Here is a 19,937-nt window from a genome sequence, read left to right as displayed (position 1 = left end):
CGCGCACTTCCAAGCTCGCTTGGACAAAGAGATCGCCGCTGGCCGCTGGATCCCACCTACGAGCCGCGAAGCCTGAGTTCCTCTCCTCGTAGCGAAGGTGGGCGCTTCCCTAAGAGAAGCGCCCACCTCGCAAGCCACCGTACATACGCTTGACCAGCCGTGGGACGGCTCGGCTCACGGCACCAACAAGCTCACATCGCCCCGAGCAACGCCGACCACGCCGCCGAGCCAACCTTCAGCACACACCCACCCTGCGCTACCTGCTTCGAATCACGTACATGGACAGCGGTAGCCTCAACAGCAACCTCAACACACTCGCCGCCCGCGCCGCTGCTGTAGCTACTCGTGAACCAGCGCAGTTCCGAGCGAGGCTGGAGGCTCGCGTCTTCCGTGTTCATAGGTCTCCCAACAGCTTCTGAATAAAGGCCAGTGACTCCGAGGGCGTGAGACCCTGCGCTCGCAAGATGCCGTACCGCTCCTCGTACCCTCGGACCACCGGCCGCTCACTGTAGAGGTGACTGTGCTCGTTCACCTCCACATAAGCGATCCTCTCCGCCTCGCTCGTCTCCATCAAGGTGAACGGACCGCCCATGCCAGCGTGTTGGCGACGGTCAGTCGGCATGACCTGGATCTCGACGTTGCGCTGCTGACCGTAGAGAAGGATCTGCTCCAACTGGGCGCGCATCACCGCACTCCCACCGAGCGGCCGACGCAAAGTACTCTCCTCGATGACGAAGCTGATCGTCGGCATGGGCCTGCGAGAGAACAATTCCTGGCGAGCCAGCCGGGCGGCCACACGCTCGTTCACGGTCTCCTCGTCCAGGAGGGGGCGCCACATCTCGAACACCACCCGCGCGTATTCCTCGGCCTGCAACAGCCCCGGCACAGCCTGGTTGGCGTACACATGCAGCTCGACCGCCTCCGCCTCCAACTTCGCCGCATCGCGAAAGAACGACGGATACCGCGCCCGAGCCACCTCCTCCTTCATCACCGCCAGCAGCCCGCCGGCCTCCAGCACCGCATCCGCCCGCTCGATGAACTCAGGCTTCGGAATACGCCGCCCCAACTCCACCGACGTGACCATGTCCTCGCCGTAACTGAGCTTCGCGCCCAACTCCGCCCGCATCAGCCCCCTGCTCGTCCTCAGCAACCGCAGCTGCTGGCCGAAGCACCGCAGGATGCCCGCCTCGCTCTCACCATGAGTCGTAGTCATCGGTGACCTCACCTCACCCACCCGCACAGTGGCGCGCGTCCGCTTCTCGACCCACCGCAGGCACCACACCGGACCGTCACTCACAGCTCACTCTAGGGACACACACCGTTGCTGTCGCGCCACTCGGCCCCGCTTCCCCCGCACCGGGGACGAGCGCCCGCGACTCCCCCGTACAGCGCCCGCCTGTACACCCACACTCGCGTGATCCACCACAGCGCCGATCACCCCTCAGCAGGCTCAAGATGCGCGTCAAGGGGAGGGCAGAGCGGTCGTTTCACCGCTCGCCGAATCAACACGCGGAGACGGCGGCAAGGGCGCTCGCATGCCCGCAGCGCAGCCGGCCGCGGAACAGCTTGGGGGATGCGCCATGACGGACGCGCCGAAGCACACCACCGACTCCGACTCCGACTCGGGCGGGCCCGACGAGGCCGCCGACCAGAAGGTCGTCGAGATCGGCATCCCTCTGGTCGGTGTCCCCCTCTCCGTCCTGCTGAACCGCTACACCACGCTCGTCGCCGTACGGCATGCGCGGGCCGTCTTCCGCTGGCTCGTCATCAGGGCGAACGCGAAGGCCGGGATCGCCGACGACGAGGCGCTGCTGATGCGGCATCTGGTGAGGCTGGTCCGGGAGCTGCACGAGGTGGTCGACGAGCAGCTCGCGCAGGTCGTCGACATCGATCCGGCCGAGGTGTGGAAGCGTGTGGACGCCGAGCCGGGTGATCTCAGCGACGTTCTCGACGCGGCAGAGCGGGTGGCCACCGTGGACGGTGACGTCAACTCTCGTGAGAAGGCGATCCTCGCGGAGCTTGAGGGGCGGTGCCATCGGGACTGACGGGCACTCGGCTCTTCGGCAGTACGCGTCTCAGTTGACGCGGGACCCGCACGCTGCCACCGGGCAATGCACAGGCGCCCCGGCGACGTGCGTGAGCCGGTCCTCCACCGGCGTGCTCAGCAGCCGGTGGGCGAGCTCCACGCTGCGCCCGTCGGGCGACGTCACGGCGTTCTCCTCGTCGCTGCCCGTCGCACCGTCCAGACGCACGAAGTCGCCCAAGTCGTCGCCGCTCTTCACGAAGCCGGCGTGGATGGTCCTGCCGTCGAGGTCCCGGAGCACCACCGCCATGCGCGTGAACGCCAGGCCGGGAAGGGCACGGAACCCGCGGAGTCACGTACTCCAAATTGTCCACAGCATAGGGAGAAGGGTTGTCCGGGCGGCACGTCCGGGGGTCGCGACGGCGAGGGCGGCATGAGGGCGGGCAGTGCGGCACCGGCGCCGCCCGGCCTGACGTACAGCACCCTCCCGTACAGGCGCCGCCGCTGGTGACACGCCCGTCCCAGCCACCACGCCGACGGCATGCACAGTCCTTCCCTCCAGCGGCACCGGCTGCTCCCCTCCGGTCCCACGGCCCGGTCCCCGCCGAGTTCGGCACATGGCCTTCACCTCACCCCCCGCGAGGGGCCCGCCCGGCCCGGCTGTTCGTCACCCACTTCTTGGACTCGGGGGCCGCCCCTGCACCAGCGACGTCAACGAGACGCTGAGCCGGACCACCGCCGAGTACGCCAATGCCGTACGGCACGGGCGCGTGGTCGGCAACGCGGCGCGAACACCATCGCCGATCACATCACTGTCCCGCGCCCTGCCCGGCGACGGCCAAGTCCCCGCCGCATCACCCGTGGGCCGGCCCGGCCGAGCATGCGGACGTCACTCAGTCCGCCATGTCCTTCACCTCCACGCCGCGAGACGCCCGTCCGGCCCCGCTCTTCGTCTCGCACTGCCCGGATTCCTGGGCCACCCGTACGGCAGCGACGACAGGCGACTGCGCCCCGTGGACTCCGATTGGCGGGGCGATCGGCCTGTTTGCGTCGACTACCGGATGTTCACGGGAGGTCCACAGGTTGACTCCGATGCCTATGGTTCACTACCGAGGCGCGACAGAACGTGACGGCCTGTCAACTGGGAGGTACTGAACCAGTGCACATACGCCGCACTCGCAGTGCGGCCACCGCCTTACTGCTCGCGATGGCGCTGATACCCGCCACTCTCACGACCGCGTCGGCGGCCGAGGCACCCGCGCCCGCTGTACCGAGCGTGACGACCGGCAAGCAGACGACCGACCCGCAGAAAGTCCGTGACTTCTGGACCCCCGAGAGAGTCGCCCGCGCGCTGGCGAACGAGAAGAAGGACCGAGCCCGCGTCACCCGCGACGCCGCGGTCGCCCGCGCGGCGGCCGAAGCGACCGAGAACAAGGACCAGAGCTCAAGCTCCGCCCCACGCCTGACGGCTGAGGCTCCGCGGATCCTCCCCGCGAAGAAGACCGGCGTGTCGACGACGGCGGCGGCCGACGTCCCCGAAATGCCCGTCGCGCAGGAGGTACCGTTCCCGCAGAACGCTCCCGCGACCATCGTCGGCAAGATCCTCTACATCGACGACGCGGGCGAGGAGCACGGTTGCAGCGGCGCCTCGATCTCCGCCGACGGCAACAACACCGTCTGGACGGCGGGTCACTGCGTGCACCCGGGCGACGGGCGCGGATCCGACGGCTTCTACGACCTGGTGCTCTTCATTCCGGGCTACAAGGAAAGCCTCGACACCCCCGGTGAGTACGATGCCCCGTGGGGCGAGTGGGCCGCCCAGTCGTTCGTGGCCCCCGAGGCGTGGACCCAGGACAAGGACTACAACGAGGGCGACCTGGCCACCTTCACCGTCCAGGCCCCGGCCGGCTACACGAACCTGACCGACACCGTGGGCGCGCTCGGCTACAAGTTCGGGTACGGCTCGGACTGGCCGGACATCATCGACTCCGGGTTCCCGGGCGAGGGTTACAACCGCACCGACATGGACGGCTACACGCAGTTCTACTGCACCGGCGACGTCGTGGACGCGATGAACTGGAACCCGCTGGACAACCGGCTCGAGATGAACTGCGACATGGGAGCGGGCGCGAGCGGTGGCCCCATGGCCACCACCGAGGGGCAGATCGTCGGAGCGAACTCCCACGTCGAGACCGACGGCCAGGACCAGCGGATCAACGATCACCTGTACTCGTCCGACCACGGCGACCAGGCCGTCGCGGTGATCAACGCGATCAACGACGCGAACTGATCGACCCGACCCACAGCGGACGGGCCCCGACCCGACCTCGGCGGGGCCCGTTCCCTCACTCGTGCTACTCGTCCGCGCGGCGGCCCATGTCCGGGTCGATCTCCTCGGCACTCGGAGCGTTGACCATCCGCTGGTGCAGGTAGCGGCCCCGGATCTCGTCCGTGGTCAGCACTTCCCACGCCTCCGGCAGCTCTTTGCCCGCGTGCTCGAGCTCGGCCGTCCACGCTCTGACGAGTTCGGCCCGGGTTGTCTGTAGCTGCGACGCCGTCGGTTGCGGTACGCCGACCGTCACCGGAGGCGTCTCGTCCTCCTGAACGACCGCCACCGTGAACCCGAGCGCGCCGCCCGCCGCGAACGCCGCCACGGCTATGCCCCATACCTGCCTGCGCGTCATCCTGCTCCCCTCACGAGCCGCTCCCGACCTGTACCGTGCCACAGCCCGGCGAGGAGGACGAAGACCGGGCACCCAGCGTTCCGTCCGAGCCCCGCGGCCGAGGTCCGGGACCTCGGCCGTCCCCCCGCACCGCGTACCGGCCTGCTTCCCGCCGTACAACACACCGCCGTACAAGCCGTGACGCTGGTGGCGGGCCGGGCGCCGCCGCAACGCTGATCCCATGCACATCTCCCTCGATCTGCCCCCGCATCCCGCGGACGCCGCCCGGTTCGCCATGGCCTTCACCTCCACCCCGCGTGGCGCCCGTCTGGCCCGGCTCTTCGTCTCGCACTGCCTGGATGCCTGGGGGCACCCCTACGACGGCGACGTCAACGAGACGCTGACCCTGATCACCGCCGAGCTGTGCGCCAACGCCGTACGGCACGGGCGGGTCCCCGGCCGGGACTTCCACGTCCGGCTGACCGTCGAGGCGTGCGGTGGGCGGCTTCGTGTGGAGGTCTCCGACACGCGCGCGGAACGCCGGCCCGTCGTCACCGACCCCACGGATCCCGAGGCCGAGGCCGAGTCCGGCCGCGGTCTCCTCCTCGTCACCGCCCTGGCCGACGACTGGGGCGTCACCGACCGCCACGGCGGCCCCGGCAAGACGGTGTGGGCGACCCTGAGTACGTGCCGGCCCTCGGCCGAATGACCGCACCGGATACACAGCCCGCTGTCAGCTGGCCCGAATACGCTGAGCCACGATGTTCCGCTCGCGGTCGACACATATCGAGTGCGAGCGGCAGCCGCCCCTTCGCACCTACCCGATAGGTTCCCCAGGCCCGGCCGTCTCCTCGAACTGCGCGTCGGCCCGGCCGAACATGTGCGCATCCCTTTCATGCGTCACTGACCATTGGCCGATCCCTCGCGACCTGCCTGCTCACCCTGCACCGGCGGCCCGTAGTCGGCTCGCGGCATCACGAGCCGGGCGGCGACGGAAGCGAGCCAGCCGCTGGGGCCGTACGGGGCCGGAGGATCGACCTCCATTCCCAGTTCGACGGCGGCAAGGGCGTAATCCGACTCGTCCAGGTCGAGTGCGAGGAGTTCGTGGAGCTCACCGGCGAGCCGGGCGGCGAGTTGTGGATCGGTGTGCGCGAGGTAGTCGGTGACTGCATGAACCGTGTCGAACAGCACGGTCATCACGGGGTGGTTGGCGGTCTGCGACGATGAGCTGTCGTGTTTCCACTCGTAGGGCACGCGGGTCTTGCCCCAATATGTCGTACCCCACAGCGAGCTGCAGAACTGGCGCATCGCGTCGTACCACTCGCTGTTGGTCTGCTGAGTGATGCTGCTGACGTTCCCGGACAGCCCCGTCTCCACCGTGGAGAGCGTGACGGTCGTCGTCATCCCCCACGCCTTGGACAGTGAGTTCAGGTAATGCTGCTGCGGAAACGGATAGACCTCGGCGACCTTGCCCATCCGGAAGGCATGCTTCACCACTGGCCTCAGCACGTCTCGGACCGGCCCGGGCACCCACTCCAGGAGCCTGCGGATGAAGTCGTCGCCGCCGTCGTCGTCGCCCCACTTCAGATTCGGCACTGAGCCGTAGTCGGGCGCCTTCTCGATCACCTTCGGCAGCGGCTGGACGACCGGCTTCGCCTTGCCCGTGGGGTCGTTTGCCGCCTCCGCCTTCGCATAGGTGTTGGCCGTCGAAGCGAAACCGACTGCCGCGCCCCCGATACTCACGACGCTCTTGGCCCACACCTCGAGGAAGCGATTGCCCACCTTGACGTACGACGTTGCGAACGCCTGGGGCGAGGTGCCGTAACCGCCGGCATCCGGGTACTCGCGCAGATCTTCGAGCAGGCTCTTCGCGCCTCTGTCCATCACCGTCTGCTGGCTCGCGACACCGCCGGAGACGTGATGGAGGTCGGCCGGCTTGACATCGATGGTGCCGCTCGGGCCCGGCGGTGGCGTCCCCATCAGCCGGCCCCCAGCCGCGCAGCACCGCCTGGTGCGCTGCCGCGTAGTTGACGTGGCTCGTGGTCGCGCACTCGTGCAGCCACTTCTGGGCCGCCTGGAGGTCCTGGGCCGAGCGGTCCCACTCGTCGAGTTTGTCGACGAGGACTTCGCGGGCCTCCCCCTTCCAGGACAGCACGACCGGTACGACCCGGTCGTGGAGGTCGTCCAGTCTGCCGTTGAGCTTCTTGAGGATGTCCTCCAGGTCGGCGGCGAGCTCGTGGAGGGTGGTGAAGGAGACGGTGATGTGGCCGTCGTCCGCGCTTCCGGTCGGCATGGTTCCCCGTTTCGTAGGCGTCGTCGCTGTTGCGTCGCGGCAGGGAGCCGCGCGAAGCCGTCAGAAGGGGGGCCGCCGTGGCTGACAGGCGCCTGCCTGCCACGGGGGTCGGCGAGCGCCCTCCTGCTCCCGCCTGCCGTGCGGCCGGAGTCCGGGATTCGACCAGGTGGGTACCGACGTCCGAGGTGGGCGGTATTTTTGACGCTGATCGTCAGGACGTCCTCGCCGACTGTCACGGCGCCGCGCGCCCGGCGGTCCCGGTATCCGACTTGCCCGAAAGGTCCTCGTGAAGCCCACTCTGGCCGCCGCGCAGCTCCGCGGCAGTCTCACGCAGTACCTCACGACGACGTACGCGCTGGCCGACGAGGACACGCGGCTCGCGCTGGAGCGGTTCCTCGGGGATCCGGAGTCGGGGATCTTCCGCGGGCCGTACCTGAGGATCAGGACGCCTTTCCACCCCGCCGACGACGGATGGCGGTCGGCGCTGGAGTGGCAGCCGGCGTTCACGCCGTGGCGGCACCAGGCGAAGGCGTGGGAGCGGCTGAGCACGTACACGGGGGCGGCCGAGCCGACTCTCGTGACGACCGGTACCGGTTCCGGCAAGACCGAGTCGTTCCTGATCCCCGTACTCGACCACTGCCGGCGGCAGAAGGCGTCGGGCAGGCGCGGGGTGAAGGCCGTGCTGCTGTATCCGATGAACGCGCTCGCCACCGACCAGGCCGGCCGTATCGGTGACTACCTGGCGCAGCCGGAGTTGGCCCAGGTGACGGCCGGTCTCTACATCGGTGACAAGCCGGACACCGACTTCCGGCGGGTGATGACCCGGCGTGAGGAGATGCGCCAGTCGCCGCCGGACGTGCTGATCACCAACTACAAGATGCTGGACCTGCTGCTGCAGCGGGCCGAGGACCGGCCGCTGTGGGAGGGCGCGGACCCGGCGTACGTGGTGCTGGACGAGTTCCACACCTACGACGGCGCGCAGGGCACCGACGTGGCGATGCTGCTGCGGCGGCTGGCGTCCGCCGTGGGTGCCTCGAAGCCGGAGCGGCCGCTCGGTTCGATCTGTCCGGTGGCGACCTCGGCGACCCTCGGTGAGGGCGGGGGCGACACCGGCGGCATCCTCGCCGTCGCCGAGCAGGTGTTCGGCGTGCCGTTCGGGCCCGACTCGGTGATCGGAGAGGAGCGGCTGAGCGCCGACGACTTCGTCGGCGACGTGGACTACGAGCTGCCCGAGCCACCCAGTCCCAAGGACGTCATCGAGGTCTCGGGCGGGCCGGGTGTGGAGTCCGACCCGGACCGGCTCGACCTGGACGGACTGGCCGAGCGGATGCTGGGGCGGCGCGGTCTGGACGCCTTCCGGATCGGACGGCTGCTGAAGAAGCACGACTTCACCCACGGCGTGCTCGCACTGCTGAACGGCGACCCGCTCGACGAGTGGGGGCTGCGGGACCGGATGGCCCGCTTCGGGTACGCGTGGGCGCGCACCGCGCGGGAGAACCCTCGGCTGGCGCTGGAGGCGCTGTCGCGCTTCGTGGCGCTGCTGTCGTCCGCGCGGGACCCGGAGTCCGACGAGCGCCGACCGCGTCCGCTGCTGCACATCGAGGCGCACCTGTGGGTCCGCCCGGTCGGGCGGGTGCTGAGTGGAGTGGGCGCCCGGCCGGAGTTCCGCTGGTACGAGGACGAGCGGACCGTCGCGCGGCGTTCCGCGCTCAGCGCGGCATCCGCGTCCGAGGACGCTTCCGACAGTGACGAATGGCCGACGGCGGACTCGCGGCGGCCCGAGGCACTGCCGGGGTCCGACACCGTGCAGCGGCCGGCCCAGGCCCATCTGCCCGCCGTCTACTGCCGCGTCTGCGGCCGCTCAGGCTGGGCGGCCCTGTCACCGGAGGCCGATCCGCAGAAGCTGGAGACCAGTCCGCTGCGGATCTGGCAGGCCGGCGTCGGACGGGACAAGCGTCGGCTGCGGTACTTCATCTCGGCGACGCCGGGTGAGGCGCGGGACGCCCTCGCGGCACTCACCGGTACCGGGCCGAAGCAGGCGGGCGGTGCCGACCCGCTGTCCGTGGTGGTACTGGACGGGGCGCAGAGCACCTACCGCATGCCCGTCGCCGGGGACGGGGAGGGGCTGCAGGACGCCTGGTTCGCGCGGGCCCTGCTGGACAAGAAGACCGCCGACCAGGCCGCCAAGGACGACACCTGCCCGGCGTGCAACACGGACAACGGCATCAGGTTCCTCGGCACCGCGCTCGCCGCGCTCGCCTCCGCCACGGTCACCCAGCTGTTCACCGGCGGCCAGGAGATCGCGCTGGCGCCCGAGGAGCGCAAGACACTGCTGTTCAACGACTCCACGCAGGACGCCGCGCACCGGGCCGGGTACGTCGCCAACGCCTCGTACAAGTTCTCGCTGCGCTCGCTGCTGGCGCACCAGTTGGACGACAACGGTGCGCCGCTCCCGCTCAACGACCTCATCGGCGACGTCCTGGACTCCGTGGACGATCCTCAGGCGCTGGCCGCCGTCGTCCCGCCCGACCTGCACGACGAACCGGGCGTGGACCGGCTCCTGTCGGGGCGGGGCACCGGGGACGCGCGCACCTGGAAGCTCATCGGGGAGCGGCTCGCGTTCGCGACCGTCATGGAGTTCGGGCTGCGGTCACGGCTCGGGCGCACGCTGGAGCTGACCCGCACCACGGCCGCGGAGGTGGTCGTCGCCGATCCGGACCGGATCGTCGCGCTCGCCCGCGACCTTCACCTCTCGCTGCCGGGGCAGCTGGGGCTGGACGGCGGCATGCCCGTCCCCGAACGGTACCTGGCGTTCGTGCGGGGGCTGCTGGAGCGGCTGCGGTTGCGCGGTGGTGTGCGGCACCGGTGGCTGGAGACCTGGATCGTGGAAGCGGGCGTCAACCAGTACCTCATCTCGGGGCAGCGTCCGGAGGGGATGCCCGCCTTCCCCGAGGGGTACGTGGCGCCGCCGAGGTTCCTGCTCGACGGCCCCAAGGAGAAGTCGAAGTTCGACACGGTCACCGGTCGGGGCAACTGGTACCAGGACTGGACACGGCGCTGTCTCGGCCTGGACGCGGCGCAGGCGACCGAGTACCTCCGCAGGCTGCTGCCCGTACTCGCGGACGAGGGTGTGCTGTCGGTGCGCACCGCCAAGGACCGTACGACCCGCGTGTACGGGCTGCAGCCGGGCCACATCCAGGTGCGGCTCCTGGCGGACGACCTGGTCAACAAGGCGTTCGTGTCCTGCGAGGAGTGCGGCTGGCAGCAGGTGCTGCCGCCCGAGCGGCGTACCCGCTGGTACGGGCACCCCTGCCCGCGCTGGCGCTGCACCGGCATCCTCACCGCGCCGCAGCACGGCGTGTCGGCGACCGGTGCGGGCAGCGGCGCCTTCGGCGGGAAGCTGGAGCGCGACTACCGGGCCGACTACTACCGCCGCCTGTACCTGACCGGCGGCACCTACCGGGTCGTCACGGCCGAACACACCGGCATGCTGACGCGTCCCGAACGGGAGCGCGTGGAGCGGACGTTCCGGCAGGGCGCGCACTATACGGACCCCAACGTGCTGTCCTGCACGCCCACCCTGGAACTGGGCATCGACATCGGTGACCTGTCGGCGGTGCTGCTCGGTTCGTTGCCGGGCGGCCCGGCGAACTACGTACAGCGTGCCGGGCGGGCCGGGCGCAGGACCGGCAACGCCCTGGTGGTCGCCTTCGGCGGGCGCCGGGCCCGCGACCGGTACTACCTGGACGACCCGACCGAGATGATCGCCGGTGACATCGTGCCGCCGGGCTGCTACCTGTCGGCCGTCGAGATTCTGCGCCGCCAGTACACGGCGCACCTGCTGGACCGGGCGGCACGCGGCGAGCTGAGCACCGCGGACGGCGAGCCGCTCATGCCCGTGCCGCGTCTGTCGTCGGCGCTGTTCGGCACGACCGGCTGGTGCCAGGACCTGGCGGACGCGGCGCTCACCCACGGGGCTCGGCTGGTGGAGGAGTTCCTGGCCCTGTTCCCGCGGGCGTCCGGCGGCCCGGACGACGACCGGGGGGTGTCCGAGCACGCCGCGGACGAGTTGCGCGCCTACGCCGGCGTCGGCATCGCGCGCACCCTGCAGGAGGCCGAGGAGGCGTGGACTGCGCGCCGCGAGGAGTTGCGCCGACGCATCGCGGCCATCGACACCGCCGTGGACGGTCTCCTCGCCAAGGACCCTGAGCAGGGTGCGGAGCGGCGCGAGTTGCTCGCGGAACGGCGCGCCACGGGCGAGTTGCTGCGTCAGCTGAGCCAGACCGGTGCGCACGGCACCCTCGTCGAGCTGGGCCTGCTGCCCAACTACAGTCTCACCGACACGACGACGTCGCTGGAGGCCACGCTCTACTGGAGGGAAGCCGCCGGGGACGACGAGGGCGCACAGGCCCCGGAGGGCGACGACGAGCGTCGGAACTGGGTGTACCGCAGCGAGATGCGCGACTACGAGCGGTCCCGCAAGCCGGCCCTGACCGAACTCGCGCCCGGCAACAGCTTCTACGTCAACGGCTACCGGCACGTCGTACGCGCCCTCGACATCGGCAGCCCCGAGCGTCGCGCCTGGGCGGTGTGGCGGCTCTGCCCGGCCTGCGGGTACGCGCGCACGCACGGCGATCCGAAGAACGACACCTCGCCGTGCCCGCGGTGCGGTTCGCGGGAGATCGCCGACGCCGGCTGCGTGCATCACGTGCTGGAGCCCCGGCGGGTGATCTCCCGGGACAAGCGGGACGACGCCCGGGTGCGGGACGACCGTGACGAACGGGACCGCAGGCGGTACGCGGTTCTCACCACCGTCGACATCGATCCGACGCATCTGGCGACCGGGTCGTGGCGGCACGACACCGCGGTCTTCGGCGCGGACTTCACGCGCCGGGCCGTCGTCCGCACCCTGAACCTCGGGATCGACCGGCAGGACGGCAGCAGCACGGTGCCGCTGGCCGGGGACGACGTACGCCTGAACCCGTTCTACGTGTGCACGAGTTGCGGTGGGGCGACGGCCGACGGCAGGCCGGTCGTCGACCAGTCGCAGCACGCGCTCACGGCCTCCCTGGCCCGCTCCACCCGCGCGAGCGCCCACCACCAGCTGTGGTGCCCGCGGCGACGGCTGCGCGGCGACGGAGAGGAGCAGGGCGCCGGGACGGACGTGCCACTGCTGCTGGCGCACGAGCTGACGACGGAGGCCGTACGCATCCTCCTGCCGGCGTCCGTGGCGCGGGCCGGGGAACGGCTCGCCTCGTTCACCGCCGCGCTGTTCGCGGGCATAGCGGCCCGCTACGGCGGCGATCCCGACCACATCGACATCACCGCCGCGTCCATGCCGGACGGCGAGGACCGCGACTGGCCGCGCCGGTTCCTCGTGGTGTACGACCGGCTGCCCGGCGGCACCGGTTACCTGCACCGCCTGGCGACCTCCGACGGCTTCCGCGAGGTACTGCTGAAGGCCCGTGAGGTGATCGAGGGCTGCGGCTGCCTGGAGAAGGGGCTCGACGGCTGCCACCGCTGCCTGCTGCGCCGCGTACCGCCGGCCGACTACGACAAGGTCAGCCGCAACGAGGTCCGGCAGATGCTGGACGAACTGCTCGGTGCGGACGGCGAGCGCTGGCACACGTCGCCCGTCGCCACCACCCAGCACATCCCGATGCACCAGCAGGCGGAGAGCGATCTCGAAGTCCTGTTCATCGACACGCTGCGCGAGTGGAGCGGGCTTCCGGAGAGCCGGGCCAGCGGTGACGCCTACATCACGCCCGCCGGCACCCACGCGCTGGACCTGCGGCTGACCGCGGCCGACGGCACCACACTGAGCTGGCGGGTGTCGCAGCAGCGCGTCCTCGACGGGACCCGCCCCGACGTCCTGTTCGAACGGGTCGACGCGCCCGGTCCGCGGGTGGCGGTCTACCTGGACGGTTACGAATTCCACGCCGGCCGGGAGCACGACCGCGTCGGCGACGACGCCGACAAGCGCACGCGACTGCGCGCGGAGGGGCTCAGGGTCTTCCAGCTCACCTACGGCGACGTGAAGGACTGGCAGAGCCGCGTCCGGGACATCGGCCACGCGGGCACGGGACCGGCCGACCCGGTGTGGGAGCCGTACGGTGACCAGGCCCGTGGCAAGGCGCGTGGTTACTACGCCGGGGTGTGGGGTGCCCTGCCCGGTGAGCTCGCGGAGACGGTGTGGGTCAATCCGGCCGTGCAGCTCGTGGAGTACCTGCGCCGGCCGGACGCGGAGCGCTGGCGGTGGCGGGCGGAGGCCGCCCTGGCGGGCTTCATGGGCGCCGGGGCCCGCCCGGCCGCGTTGCCGCCGGACGTCCTGGGCGGACAGATCACGGCGGCGCTGCGTGGCGGGACTCCCGAGGGACCCCGCGGTCCGGTGCAGCTGTTCACGGTGACCGACCGCTCGGGGTTGCCACTGGTCTTCGCCGCGGACGGCACGGCCAAGCCCCCCACGTGGACCGGCATCGTCCTCCTCGACGACTCGCCCGGCGTCCACAGCCAGGAGGAGGCGCACAAGCGCCGCTGGCGGGCCTGGCTGTACTGGTCCAACCTGCTGCAGTTCCTGGACACCGGCGGCGGGGACGCCGTCCAGCTCACGACCGGCCGCCTCGACGGGTTCCCCGTCGAGATGCTGGCGGTCACGGGCGGCCGTGGTGTCCTGGAGAGTGTCCGCGCCACGCTCGCCGTCGCCGCGACCGCCGGTGGTACGCCCGCTCCGGCCGAGTCCGCCGTGCGGGTCCCGCGGGCGCCCGCGACCGCCGAGGTGCCGACCGCGGATGTCACCCCGCGCGTCCGGGACGCGGCGTGGGACCGGGTCATCGAATACCTCGACCCGGACGAGCCCGGCCTGCTCGGGCTGGCGGAGGCTCTCGCCACGCGCGGCGTCGCGGTCGCCGAGGACGGCTACGAGCTCGACGAGAACGGCTGGCTGGCCGAGTTGGCGTGGCCCGCCGCACGTGTCGGTGTCGTCCTCGCCCCGCGCCCGCCGGAGGGCGAGGACGAGGATCCGGAGGCCGTCGACCGCGACCTTGCCTTCGCCGCGGCCGGCTGGGAGGTGCGGCCCGCCGCCGACTGGACCGCCGACGACATCGCGGGTCGCCTCGACGACGCACCACCGTCCGGTGACCGGAAACGTCCCGGCCGGCCTGACGGCACCACCACGGAGAACGGGGAGAAGGAACAACCGTGACCGGCAAGAACGTGACGCTTCGCCTGCTCGACAAGGCGGACAAGGAAATCCTCAAGCTCCCCCGCCCGGTCAAGGGGGCGATCTACGACTTCCAGCACAAGTTCAAGACCAACCCCGACTCCGCGGGCCTGCGTCTCAAGCAGCTGCAGGGGCACGACAAGCTGTACTCGGCACGCGTCAACGACGAGTACCGCGCGCTGCTGCTGCGGCTGGCCGACGACGACTGGCTGATCGTCTCGGTCAAGCACCGCAAGGACGTGTACGCGCATCTGGACCGGCTCACGTACTCGGTCAACCGCGTCACCGGCGGCATCGAGTACGTGGACCTGCAGGTCGTGCAGGAGGAGGTGCTCAGTCCCGCGGCACCGCGGACCGCCGCGCCCACCGAGCCGACCCGACCCGCCGAGTCCGCCCGTCCCGCCGAACCGGCCGCTCCGGAACCGCTGTTTCGGAAATGGTCGCAGGAGCGGCTCACCGATCTGGGTGTGGCCCCGTCCCTGGTTCCGGTCGTCGCCGCCCTGACCACCGAGGACCAGCTCCTCGGACTCGTCGAGTACGCGCCGCAGCTCACCGGCGAGGTGCTCCTGGCGCTGTACGACGGCAAGGAGTACGACGACGTCCTGGAGCAGGTCACCGCGCCCGTCACAGCGCCCGATCCCGTGGACCCGGAGGACTTCCGGGCCGCCGTCGAACGTCCCGCCACCATCGTCACCACCACCGACGACGCGCTGCGCGAGGCGCTGGAGGGCGAGGACTTCGGGCGCTGGAAGGTGTTCCTGCACCCCACCCAGGCCAAGCTGGTCGCGCGGGACTACAGGGGTCCGGCACGCGTGGGCGGCGGGCCCGGCACCGGCAAGACGATCGTGGCGCTGCACCGGGTCAGGCACCTGGTCGAGCAGCTCCCGGCCGGCCGGAGCAAGCCGGTACTGCTGACCACCTACAACAAGAACCTCGCGGCGGACCTGCGTTCGCGGCTGCTTGCCCTGGGCGGCGAGACGCTCCTCTCGCGCGTCGAGATCAGCCACGTCGACCAGCTCGCGCTGCGCACCGTCCGGGAGGCGGAGCCGGGCAACCGCAAGCGCATCGTCGACGAGGCGCAGGCGGTCCGCGAATGGCGCTCGCTCCTCGACGAGCTCGGCGAGGACGGATGGGACGCGGAGTTCCTGCACGACGAGTGGACGCAGGTGATTCTCGGCCAGGCGGTGACCTCCCGCACGGACTACTTCCGTGCCCGCCGCGCCGGACGCGGACGCACGGTCAGCCGTGCCGAGCGCGCCGAGATCTGGCAACTCGCCGAGCGGTTCGCCCAACGTCTGGACCGGCTCGGCATCCAGACGTGGGACCAGATCGCGGAACGCGCGGCGCAGCTGGAAGTGGGGCGCGCCCGGCGTATCCAGGCCATCGACCGCCGGCGGGAAGACGCGGGCGGTCTCGACAACATCCACGTGGCCGACGGTTCGGGGGGCTGGCTGCGCTACCGGTACCGGCACATCGTGGTCGACGAGGCCCAGGACCTGCGGCCCGCGCACTGGAAGATGCTCCGCGCGATGACCGCTCCGGACCGCAACGACCTCTTCCTGGTCGGTGACACCCATCAGCGCATCTACAAGAACCAGGTGACCCTCGGCAGCCTCGGCATCAACATCCGCGGCCGTTCGTCGAAGCTGTCGCTGAGCTACCGCACCACTCGGCAGATTCTCCGTTCCGCGCTGAACGTGCTCGGTGACGAGACCTACGACGACCTCGACGGCAGCGGCGAGAGCCTGGCCGGGTACCGGTCCGTGCTCAGTGGCGCGGTTCCGGATCTGCACCGGCGCGGCGACTGGCAGGACGAGCGCGAGGCCATCGCCGCGCTGATCGCGTCCTGGGGGCAGGTGCCGCACGAGCAGATCGCCATCGCCGTGCCGACCAACCAGATGGTGAGCGAGGCCGCCTACACGCTGGCCCGGCACGGCGTCCGGGCGATGGAGATCGGCCCGGACGGACCGCGCGGCGACGGCGGCGTCCACATCGGCACCATGTTCCGGTTCAAGGGGCTCGAGTACCAGCACATGATCATCGCCGGGGTGACCGACGGGCTGGTGCCGCGTGCGAGCGTGCAGCAACTGCGCTCCACGGACCCGTCCCGCCACCGGTTGGAGATGCAGCGCGCCCGGTCGCTGCTCTTCGTGGCGGCCACCCGTGCCCGGGACAGTCTGGACGTCTTCTGGCACGGGGAGCCGAGCCCCTTCCTCAAGGAGCTGATCAGGGTCACGCCGCCGGTCGCGGCATGACCCGCCCCAGGGATCGTGCCCGGGGCTGTTTCCGCTAACGCGGCAGGACCGGTCCCTGGGGTACGAGGAAAGGCCGCCGGGGATCCTCCGGCGGCATCCTGCACGTCGCGAGTGCCGGGTCGGGGGACGGCAGGTACGCGGCGAGTGTCGCGTACACCTCCGTCGCGTCACCCGGGCGGTCCTGAGGGCGCTTGGCGAGCAGTGCGTGCACCAGGTCCTGGAGGCCTGCCGGGACATCGACGCCGCACTCGGCCAGTCGGGGCGGGGACGCGGTGAGGTGCTGGGTGACCAGCTCGGCGGGGCGCTCGCTGCGAAAGGGAGGGAAACCGGTGAGCATGTGGTGCAGCAGGCACCCCACCGCGTACAGGTCGCTGCGGCCGTCCAGCGGCTTCTCGCCGGCAAGCAACTCGGGCGAGGCGTAGGCGACGTTGCCCAGCGTCTCACCCGTCATGGTGAGTTGCGGGTCGGTGTCCGAGAGCACCTTCACAAGACCGAAGTCGAGGATCTTCACCAGACCGCTGGTGCGGACCATGACGTTCTGGGGCTTGAGGTCGCGGTGCACAAGACCGGCCGCATGCGCCGCCGACAACCCGGAGCACAGCTGCGCGGCCACGGAGACCGCGGCGGGCACGGGCAGGCGCCCGTGGTCGGCGCCGTCGATGACGTTGTCGAGGGTCGTCCCGTCGACGAGCTGCATGACCAGGCAGCAGACGTCCTCGGTGACGGCGGCGTCGTACACGGTGGTGATGTTGGCGTGGTCCAGACGAGCCGCGGCTTTGGCCTCCCTCTCGAAGCGCGCCAGGGCGGTGGGACGCCAGTCCCGCAGGGCCAGGAGGTCCGCGGCGACGGTCTTGACCGCGACGGGACGCTCCAGATACACGTCCGTCCCCTGCCAGACATGTCCCATCGCCCCTCTGCCCAGAATCCGGTCCAGCCGGTACCTGTTGCGCAGAACCCTGCCCGCGGCGAACTGCTCCACGTTCACATCCCTCGACGAATCCCATCGGTGAGTCGGTGCGCGACTCACCCGGACGAGACTCTCATGGACCGCGGAGCCGCCGGCCCGGGCTTCCGGACGCCCCGGGCGCCCCTCACCAAGTGAGCGTGCGCCGCACGGCACCTGTTGGCCTACTTCCTCACCCGACAGGGTCGGTACGACGCAGCGTTGGAGCAGTTCCGGATGGTCGGCGGTAGCGTGGACGCGCTCCCGTGGAGGTACTTGGACGACCCTGCCTCCGTGTACTGCCGCTGGCGGGACAAGGCGGTCGGAAGAGCGAGCCGGTTCCGAGAGGGCGTTCAACACCCTCTCAGAACCGGCAAGGACATGCTCACCTGCTGGAACGTATCCAGCCGGCGGGCACATACTCTGACGTCGGTTTCCGCGGTCCCTCCCGGTGCCTGCGGGGGCCTGTGTCAGCGCAGGACGTCGAAGACGTTTTTCTGCAGACCGTTGGCGTAGGCCTCGTGCTCGACGAGCTTCAGCTTCTGCGTGTCCTTGTCCGTCATGCTGAAGAGCCGCTTGCCCGCACCGAGCAGCAGCGGAAAGACGATCAGGTGGTAGCGGTCGATCAGGCCGGCGTCCGAGAGGGCCCGGTTCAGGGAGGCGCTGCCGTGGACGATGATCGGGCCGCCCTCGGTCTCCTTCAGCGCGGCGACCTCGTCGAGCGAGCGCAGGATCGTCGTCTCGCCCCAGTTCGACACCAGGTCGTCCCCGGTGAGGGTGGTGGAGACGACGTACTTCGGCATCACCTTGTAGTCGGCGAAGTCCTCCATGTCGGGCCACACCGGGCTGAACGCCTCGTAGCTGGTCCGGCCCATGAGCATGGCGGTGGCGGCCTTCTGCTCCTCGCCCTTGATGCCGAACGCCTCGGGGAGGAACTCGACGTCCTTGAAGGTCCAGCCCGAGTTCCGGTAGCCAGGCTCGCCGCCCGGGGCCTCCACGACGCCGTCGAGCGAGATGAACGCGGTGCTGATCACGGTACGCATTGAGGTTCCTCGGTGTCTCGTGTCCGGTTTTGAGCGGGTCGGTCGGTGCGCGCTTCGTCGTCCACACCCGTGGCCGCGGCGCACCGTCCATGATCTCTGACTGCGGATCACGTGGAAACTCATCGCTCGTCGCCCGTCACCTGCCGGCGGCCCCGGCCGTCCGGATCGGCGCGTCCGCCGTCCTGTAGTCGTCGGAGAAGGACCGGATCACCGATCCGGCGCTGTCGTCACGACCGCGCCGGAGGCGCCGGCCTGGGCGTCCGAGAGGCCGGAGGGGGCGATCCGGCCGGTCGGACCGGTGCGTGAGTGCGCTGAAGAGCGGCGTGGTCGGTACGGCGACGCCAAGGGCCGAGCCCAGCTCTTGAGCAGCGCTCTGGACGCCTGACCCCAAAGCCCACCCGGCCCGACCGACCCGAATCCGCGCCATGAGCGCACTGAAGCGTTCCCCGCAAGCGTCTACTCGGGTGGAGTGGGCGTGTCGTGGGTGCGGTACATGGCCTGTACGTCCATCTCCAGTTGGATGGTCGGACCGACGACCGCGATACCGCGGGCCAGCATGGAGCGCCAGTTGAGGGTGTAGTCCTCCCGGTGGAGTTCCGCCTTGGCGAGAGCCGCACAGCGCAACTCCTGGTCGTAGCCCCCGTTGACCATCCCGAGATAGGTCGTGTCGAGGCCGACGGAGCGGCTGGTGCCGTGCATGGTGAGCGTGCCGTGCAGGGTCCACCTGGACCCGCCGCGGTAGGCGAACCGGGTACTGGTGAAGTCGATGTAGGGGTAGCGCTCGACGTCCAGGAAGTCGGCGGAACGCAGGTGGTTGTCGCGGGTGTTGTTGCCCGTGGTGATGCTGGCGGCGTCAATGCGCACCGAGACCTGTGAGTCGGCCATGTCCGGTGCGACGCGGATGCCGCCCTGGAAGCGGGTGAACCGGCCGTGGACATGGGCCATGCCGACGTGTTTGGCGATGAACCGAACCGCGGTGTGCGGAGGGTCGAACAGCCAGGTTCCGGCTGTCGGAAGCTCCAGTCGGCGCGCGGGCGCAAGGCCGACGCGCGTCTGCGGCAGGGCGACCCCGGCCGTGATGTCGACGGTCTCCCGAGCGGGTGACAGACCCTCGGCAACGGTCATGACGCTGTAGGAGCCCGGTGGCAGCGTCGCTATGAAGTAGCCGTTGGGGTCCGTGGTTCCACGTGTCACCACCCGGTGGCTTTCCACCGCGGTCACGGTGACCTCGGCTCCGCCCATGGGCTGCCCCATGGGATCGACGATCTCGAAGCCGAACGCCCCGGCGTCGGGCGGCAAGGGGACCGAGATGCTCGCTCCGGCGTCGGAGGCGCCGCGTGAACGCCGACGTCGAAGCAACCTGAGGGCCATGGAGTTCACCTTTCTTCGCAGGGTCACCGCGACGCGACCCACCCGGTCGGCGATGTTCGCGGTCGCCAAGGGGTGGCGGCGACAGGAGGGCGTAGGCGGAGGCGGCGGTACGTAGGTGATCATAAAG

13 protein-coding genes and 1 pseudogene are annotated in these 19,937 nt (G+C 70.5%); 5 read left to right on the top strand and 9 right to left on the bottom strand.

The annotated features are described in order from the left end of the window. Nucleotides 1-191 precede the first annotated feature (191 nt). Together ABEA26_RS27810 and ABEA26_RS27805 are read right to left on the bottom strand one after the other, a co-directional pair. Nucleotides 192-398 carry a DUF397 domain-containing protein gene (locus ABEA26_RS27810; protein ID WP_345596102.1) on the bottom strand — a complete coding sequence of 69 codons (207 nt, stop codon included), beginning with the start codon at nucleotides 396-398 and terminating at the stop codon, nucleotides 192-194. Then, on the bottom strand, nucleotides 395-1,213 hold the full coding sequence (locus ABEA26_RS27805; RefSeq protein ID WP_345596101.1) for a helix-turn-helix domain-containing protein: 819 nt from the start codon (nucleotides 1,211-1,213) through the stop codon (nucleotides 395-397). The genes ABEA26_RS27810 and ABEA26_RS27805 overlap by 4 nt, the downstream gene beginning before the upstream one ends. Nucleotides 1,214-1,580: 367 nt before the next feature. Between ABEA26_RS27805 and ABEA26_RS27800 the strand changes: the two genes are divergently transcribed. Then, nucleotides 1,581-2,045 carry a hypothetical protein gene (locus ABEA26_RS27800; protein WP_345596100.1) on the top strand — a complete coding sequence of 155 codons (465 nt, stop codon included), beginning with the start codon at nucleotides 1,581-1,583 and terminating at the stop codon, nucleotides 2,043-2,045. A gap of 30 nt (nucleotides 2,046-2,075) precedes the next feature. On the opposite strand, the gene ABEA26_RS27795 is transcribed toward ABEA26_RS27800, so the two are convergent. Continuing rightward, a complete protein-coding gene (locus ABEA26_RS27795; RefSeq protein WP_345596099.1) occupies nucleotides 2,076-2,333 on the bottom strand; it encodes a hypothetical protein in 258 nt (85 codons plus the stop codon). An 897-nt stretch (nucleotides 2,334-3,230) separates the two neighbouring features. Here ABEA26_RS27795 and ABEA26_RS27790 point away from each other — a divergent pair. Next, nucleotides 3,231-4,313: a trypsin-like serine peptidase gene (locus ABEA26_RS27790; RefSeq protein WP_345596098.1), complete on the top strand. Its 1,083-nt coding sequence runs from the start codon at nucleotides 3,231-3,233 to the stop codon at nucleotides 4,311-4,313. Nucleotides 4,314-4,377: 64 nt separating this feature from the next. Here the strand turns inward: ABEA26_RS27790 and ABEA26_RS27785 are convergent, their stop codons facing one another. After that, entirely contained in the window at nucleotides 4,378-4,707 is a 330-nt protein-coding gene (locus ABEA26_RS27785) for a hypothetical protein (protein WP_345596097.1), read from the bottom strand. Nucleotides 4,708-4,927: 220 nt separating this feature from the next. Here ABEA26_RS27785 and ABEA26_RS27780 point away from each other — a divergent pair, with 220 nt between their 5' ends. After that, on the top strand, nucleotides 4,928-5,395 hold the full coding sequence (locus ABEA26_RS27780; RefSeq protein ID WP_345596096.1) for an ATP-binding protein: 468 nt from the start codon (nucleotides 4,928-4,930) through the stop codon (nucleotides 5,393-5,395). Between the two features lie 191 nt (nucleotides 5,396-5,586). Here the strand turns inward: ABEA26_RS27780 and ABEA26_RS36425 are convergent, their stop codons facing one another. Then, nucleotides 5,587-6,666, bottom strand: a complete 1,080-nt coding sequence (locus ABEA26_RS36425) for a contact-dependent growth inhibition system immunity protein (protein WP_425587908.1) — start codon at nucleotides 6,664-6,666, stop codon at nucleotides 5,587-5,589. A 1-nt stretch (nucleotide 6,667) separates the two neighbouring features. Beyond that, nucleotides 6,668-6,979, bottom strand: a pseudogene (locus tag ABEA26_RS27770) (WXG100 family type VII secretion target); the annotation flags it as partial. 286 nt (nucleotides 6,980-7,265) lie between these two features. Here ABEA26_RS27770 and ABEA26_RS27765 point away from each other — a divergent pair. Beyond that, a complete protein-coding gene (locus tag ABEA26_RS27765) occupies nucleotides 7,266-14,180 on the top strand; it encodes a DEAD/DEAH box helicase (RefSeq protein WP_345596095.1) in 6,915 nt (2,304 codons plus the stop codon). Beyond that, nucleotides 14,177-16,453 carry a UvrD-helicase domain-containing protein gene (locus tag ABEA26_RS27760; RefSeq protein WP_345596094.1) on the top strand — a complete coding sequence of 759 codons (2,277 nt, stop codon included), beginning with the start codon at nucleotides 14,177-14,179 and terminating at the stop codon, nucleotides 16,451-16,453. Before ABEA26_RS27765 ends, ABEA26_RS27760 begins: the two co-directional genes overlap by 4 nt. A 34-nt stretch (nucleotides 16,454-16,487) precedes the next feature. Here the strand turns inward: ABEA26_RS27760 and ABEA26_RS27755 are convergent, their stop codons facing one another. The 3 genes from ABEA26_RS27755 to ABEA26_RS27745 form a co-directional block, all read right to left on the bottom strand. Next, nucleotides 16,488-17,432: a serine/threonine-protein kinase gene (locus ABEA26_RS27755; RefSeq protein WP_345596093.1), complete on the bottom strand. Its 945-nt coding sequence runs from the start codon at nucleotides 17,430-17,432 to the stop codon at nucleotides 16,488-16,490. Nucleotides 17,433-17,866: 434 nt separating this feature from the next. Next, on the bottom strand, nucleotides 17,867-18,439 hold the full coding sequence (locus ABEA26_RS27750; RefSeq protein ID WP_345596092.1) for a dihydrofolate reductase family protein: 573 nt from the start codon (nucleotides 18,437-18,439) through the stop codon (nucleotides 17,867-17,869). A 456-nt stretch (nucleotides 18,440-18,895) separates the two neighbouring features. Then, on the bottom strand, nucleotides 18,896-19,810 hold the full coding sequence (locus ABEA26_RS27745; protein WP_345596091.1) for a YceI family protein: 915 nt from the start codon (nucleotides 19,808-19,810) through the stop codon (nucleotides 18,896-18,898). Between the last annotated feature and the right edge of the window lie 127 nt (nucleotides 19,811-19,937).

The organism is Streptomyces marokkonensis (assembly GCF_039539045.1).
In the GTDB taxonomy this organism is placed as follows: domain Bacteria; phylum Actinomycetota; class Actinomycetes; order Streptomycetales; family Streptomycetaceae; genus Streptomyces; species Streptomyces marokkonensis.
This window is presented reverse-complemented; position numbering and strand designations above follow the sequence as displayed.

Excerpts from the sequence above, each read along its gene's own strand:
- ABEA26_RS36425 (WP_425587908.1), bottom strand. The coding sequence starts at position 6,666 with ATGGGGACGCCACCGCCGGGCCCGAGCGGCACCATCGATGTCAAGCCG.
- ABEA26_RS27810 (WP_345596102.1), bottom strand. The coding sequence starts at position 398 with ATGAACACGGAAGACGCGAGCCTCCAGCCTCGCTCGGAACTGCGCTGG.
- ABEA26_RS27785 (WP_345596097.1), bottom strand. The coding sequence starts at position 4,707 with ATGACGCGCAGGCAGGTATGGGGCATAGCCGTGGCGGCGTTCGCGGCG.
- ABEA26_RS27800 (WP_345596100.1), top strand. The coding sequence starts at position 1,581 with ATGACGGACGCGCCGAAGCACACCACCGACTCCGACTCCGACTCGGGC.
- ABEA26_RS27750 (WP_345596092.1), bottom strand. The coding sequence starts at position 18,439 with ATGCGTACCGTGATCAGCACCGCGTTCATCTCGCTCGACGGCGTCGTG.
- ABEA26_RS27745 (WP_345596091.1), bottom strand. The coding sequence starts at position 19,810 with ATGGCCCTCAGGTTGCTTCGACGTCGGCGTTCACGCGGCGCCTCCGAC.
- ABEA26_RS27790 (WP_345596098.1), top strand. The coding sequence starts at position 3,231 with ATGGCGCTGATACCCGCCACTCTCACGACCGCGTCGGCGGCCGAGGCA.
- ABEA26_RS27795 (WP_345596099.1), bottom strand. The coding sequence starts at position 2,333 with ATGGCGGTGGTGCTCCGGGACCTCGACGGCAGGACCATCCACGCCGGC.
- ABEA26_RS27780 (WP_345596096.1), top strand. The coding sequence starts at position 4,928 with ATGCACATCTCCCTCGATCTGCCCCCGCATCCCGCGGACGCCGCCCGG.
- ABEA26_RS27805 (WP_345596101.1), bottom strand. The coding sequence starts at position 1,213 with ATGACTACGACTCATGGTGAGAGCGAGGCGGGCATCCTGCGGTGCTTC.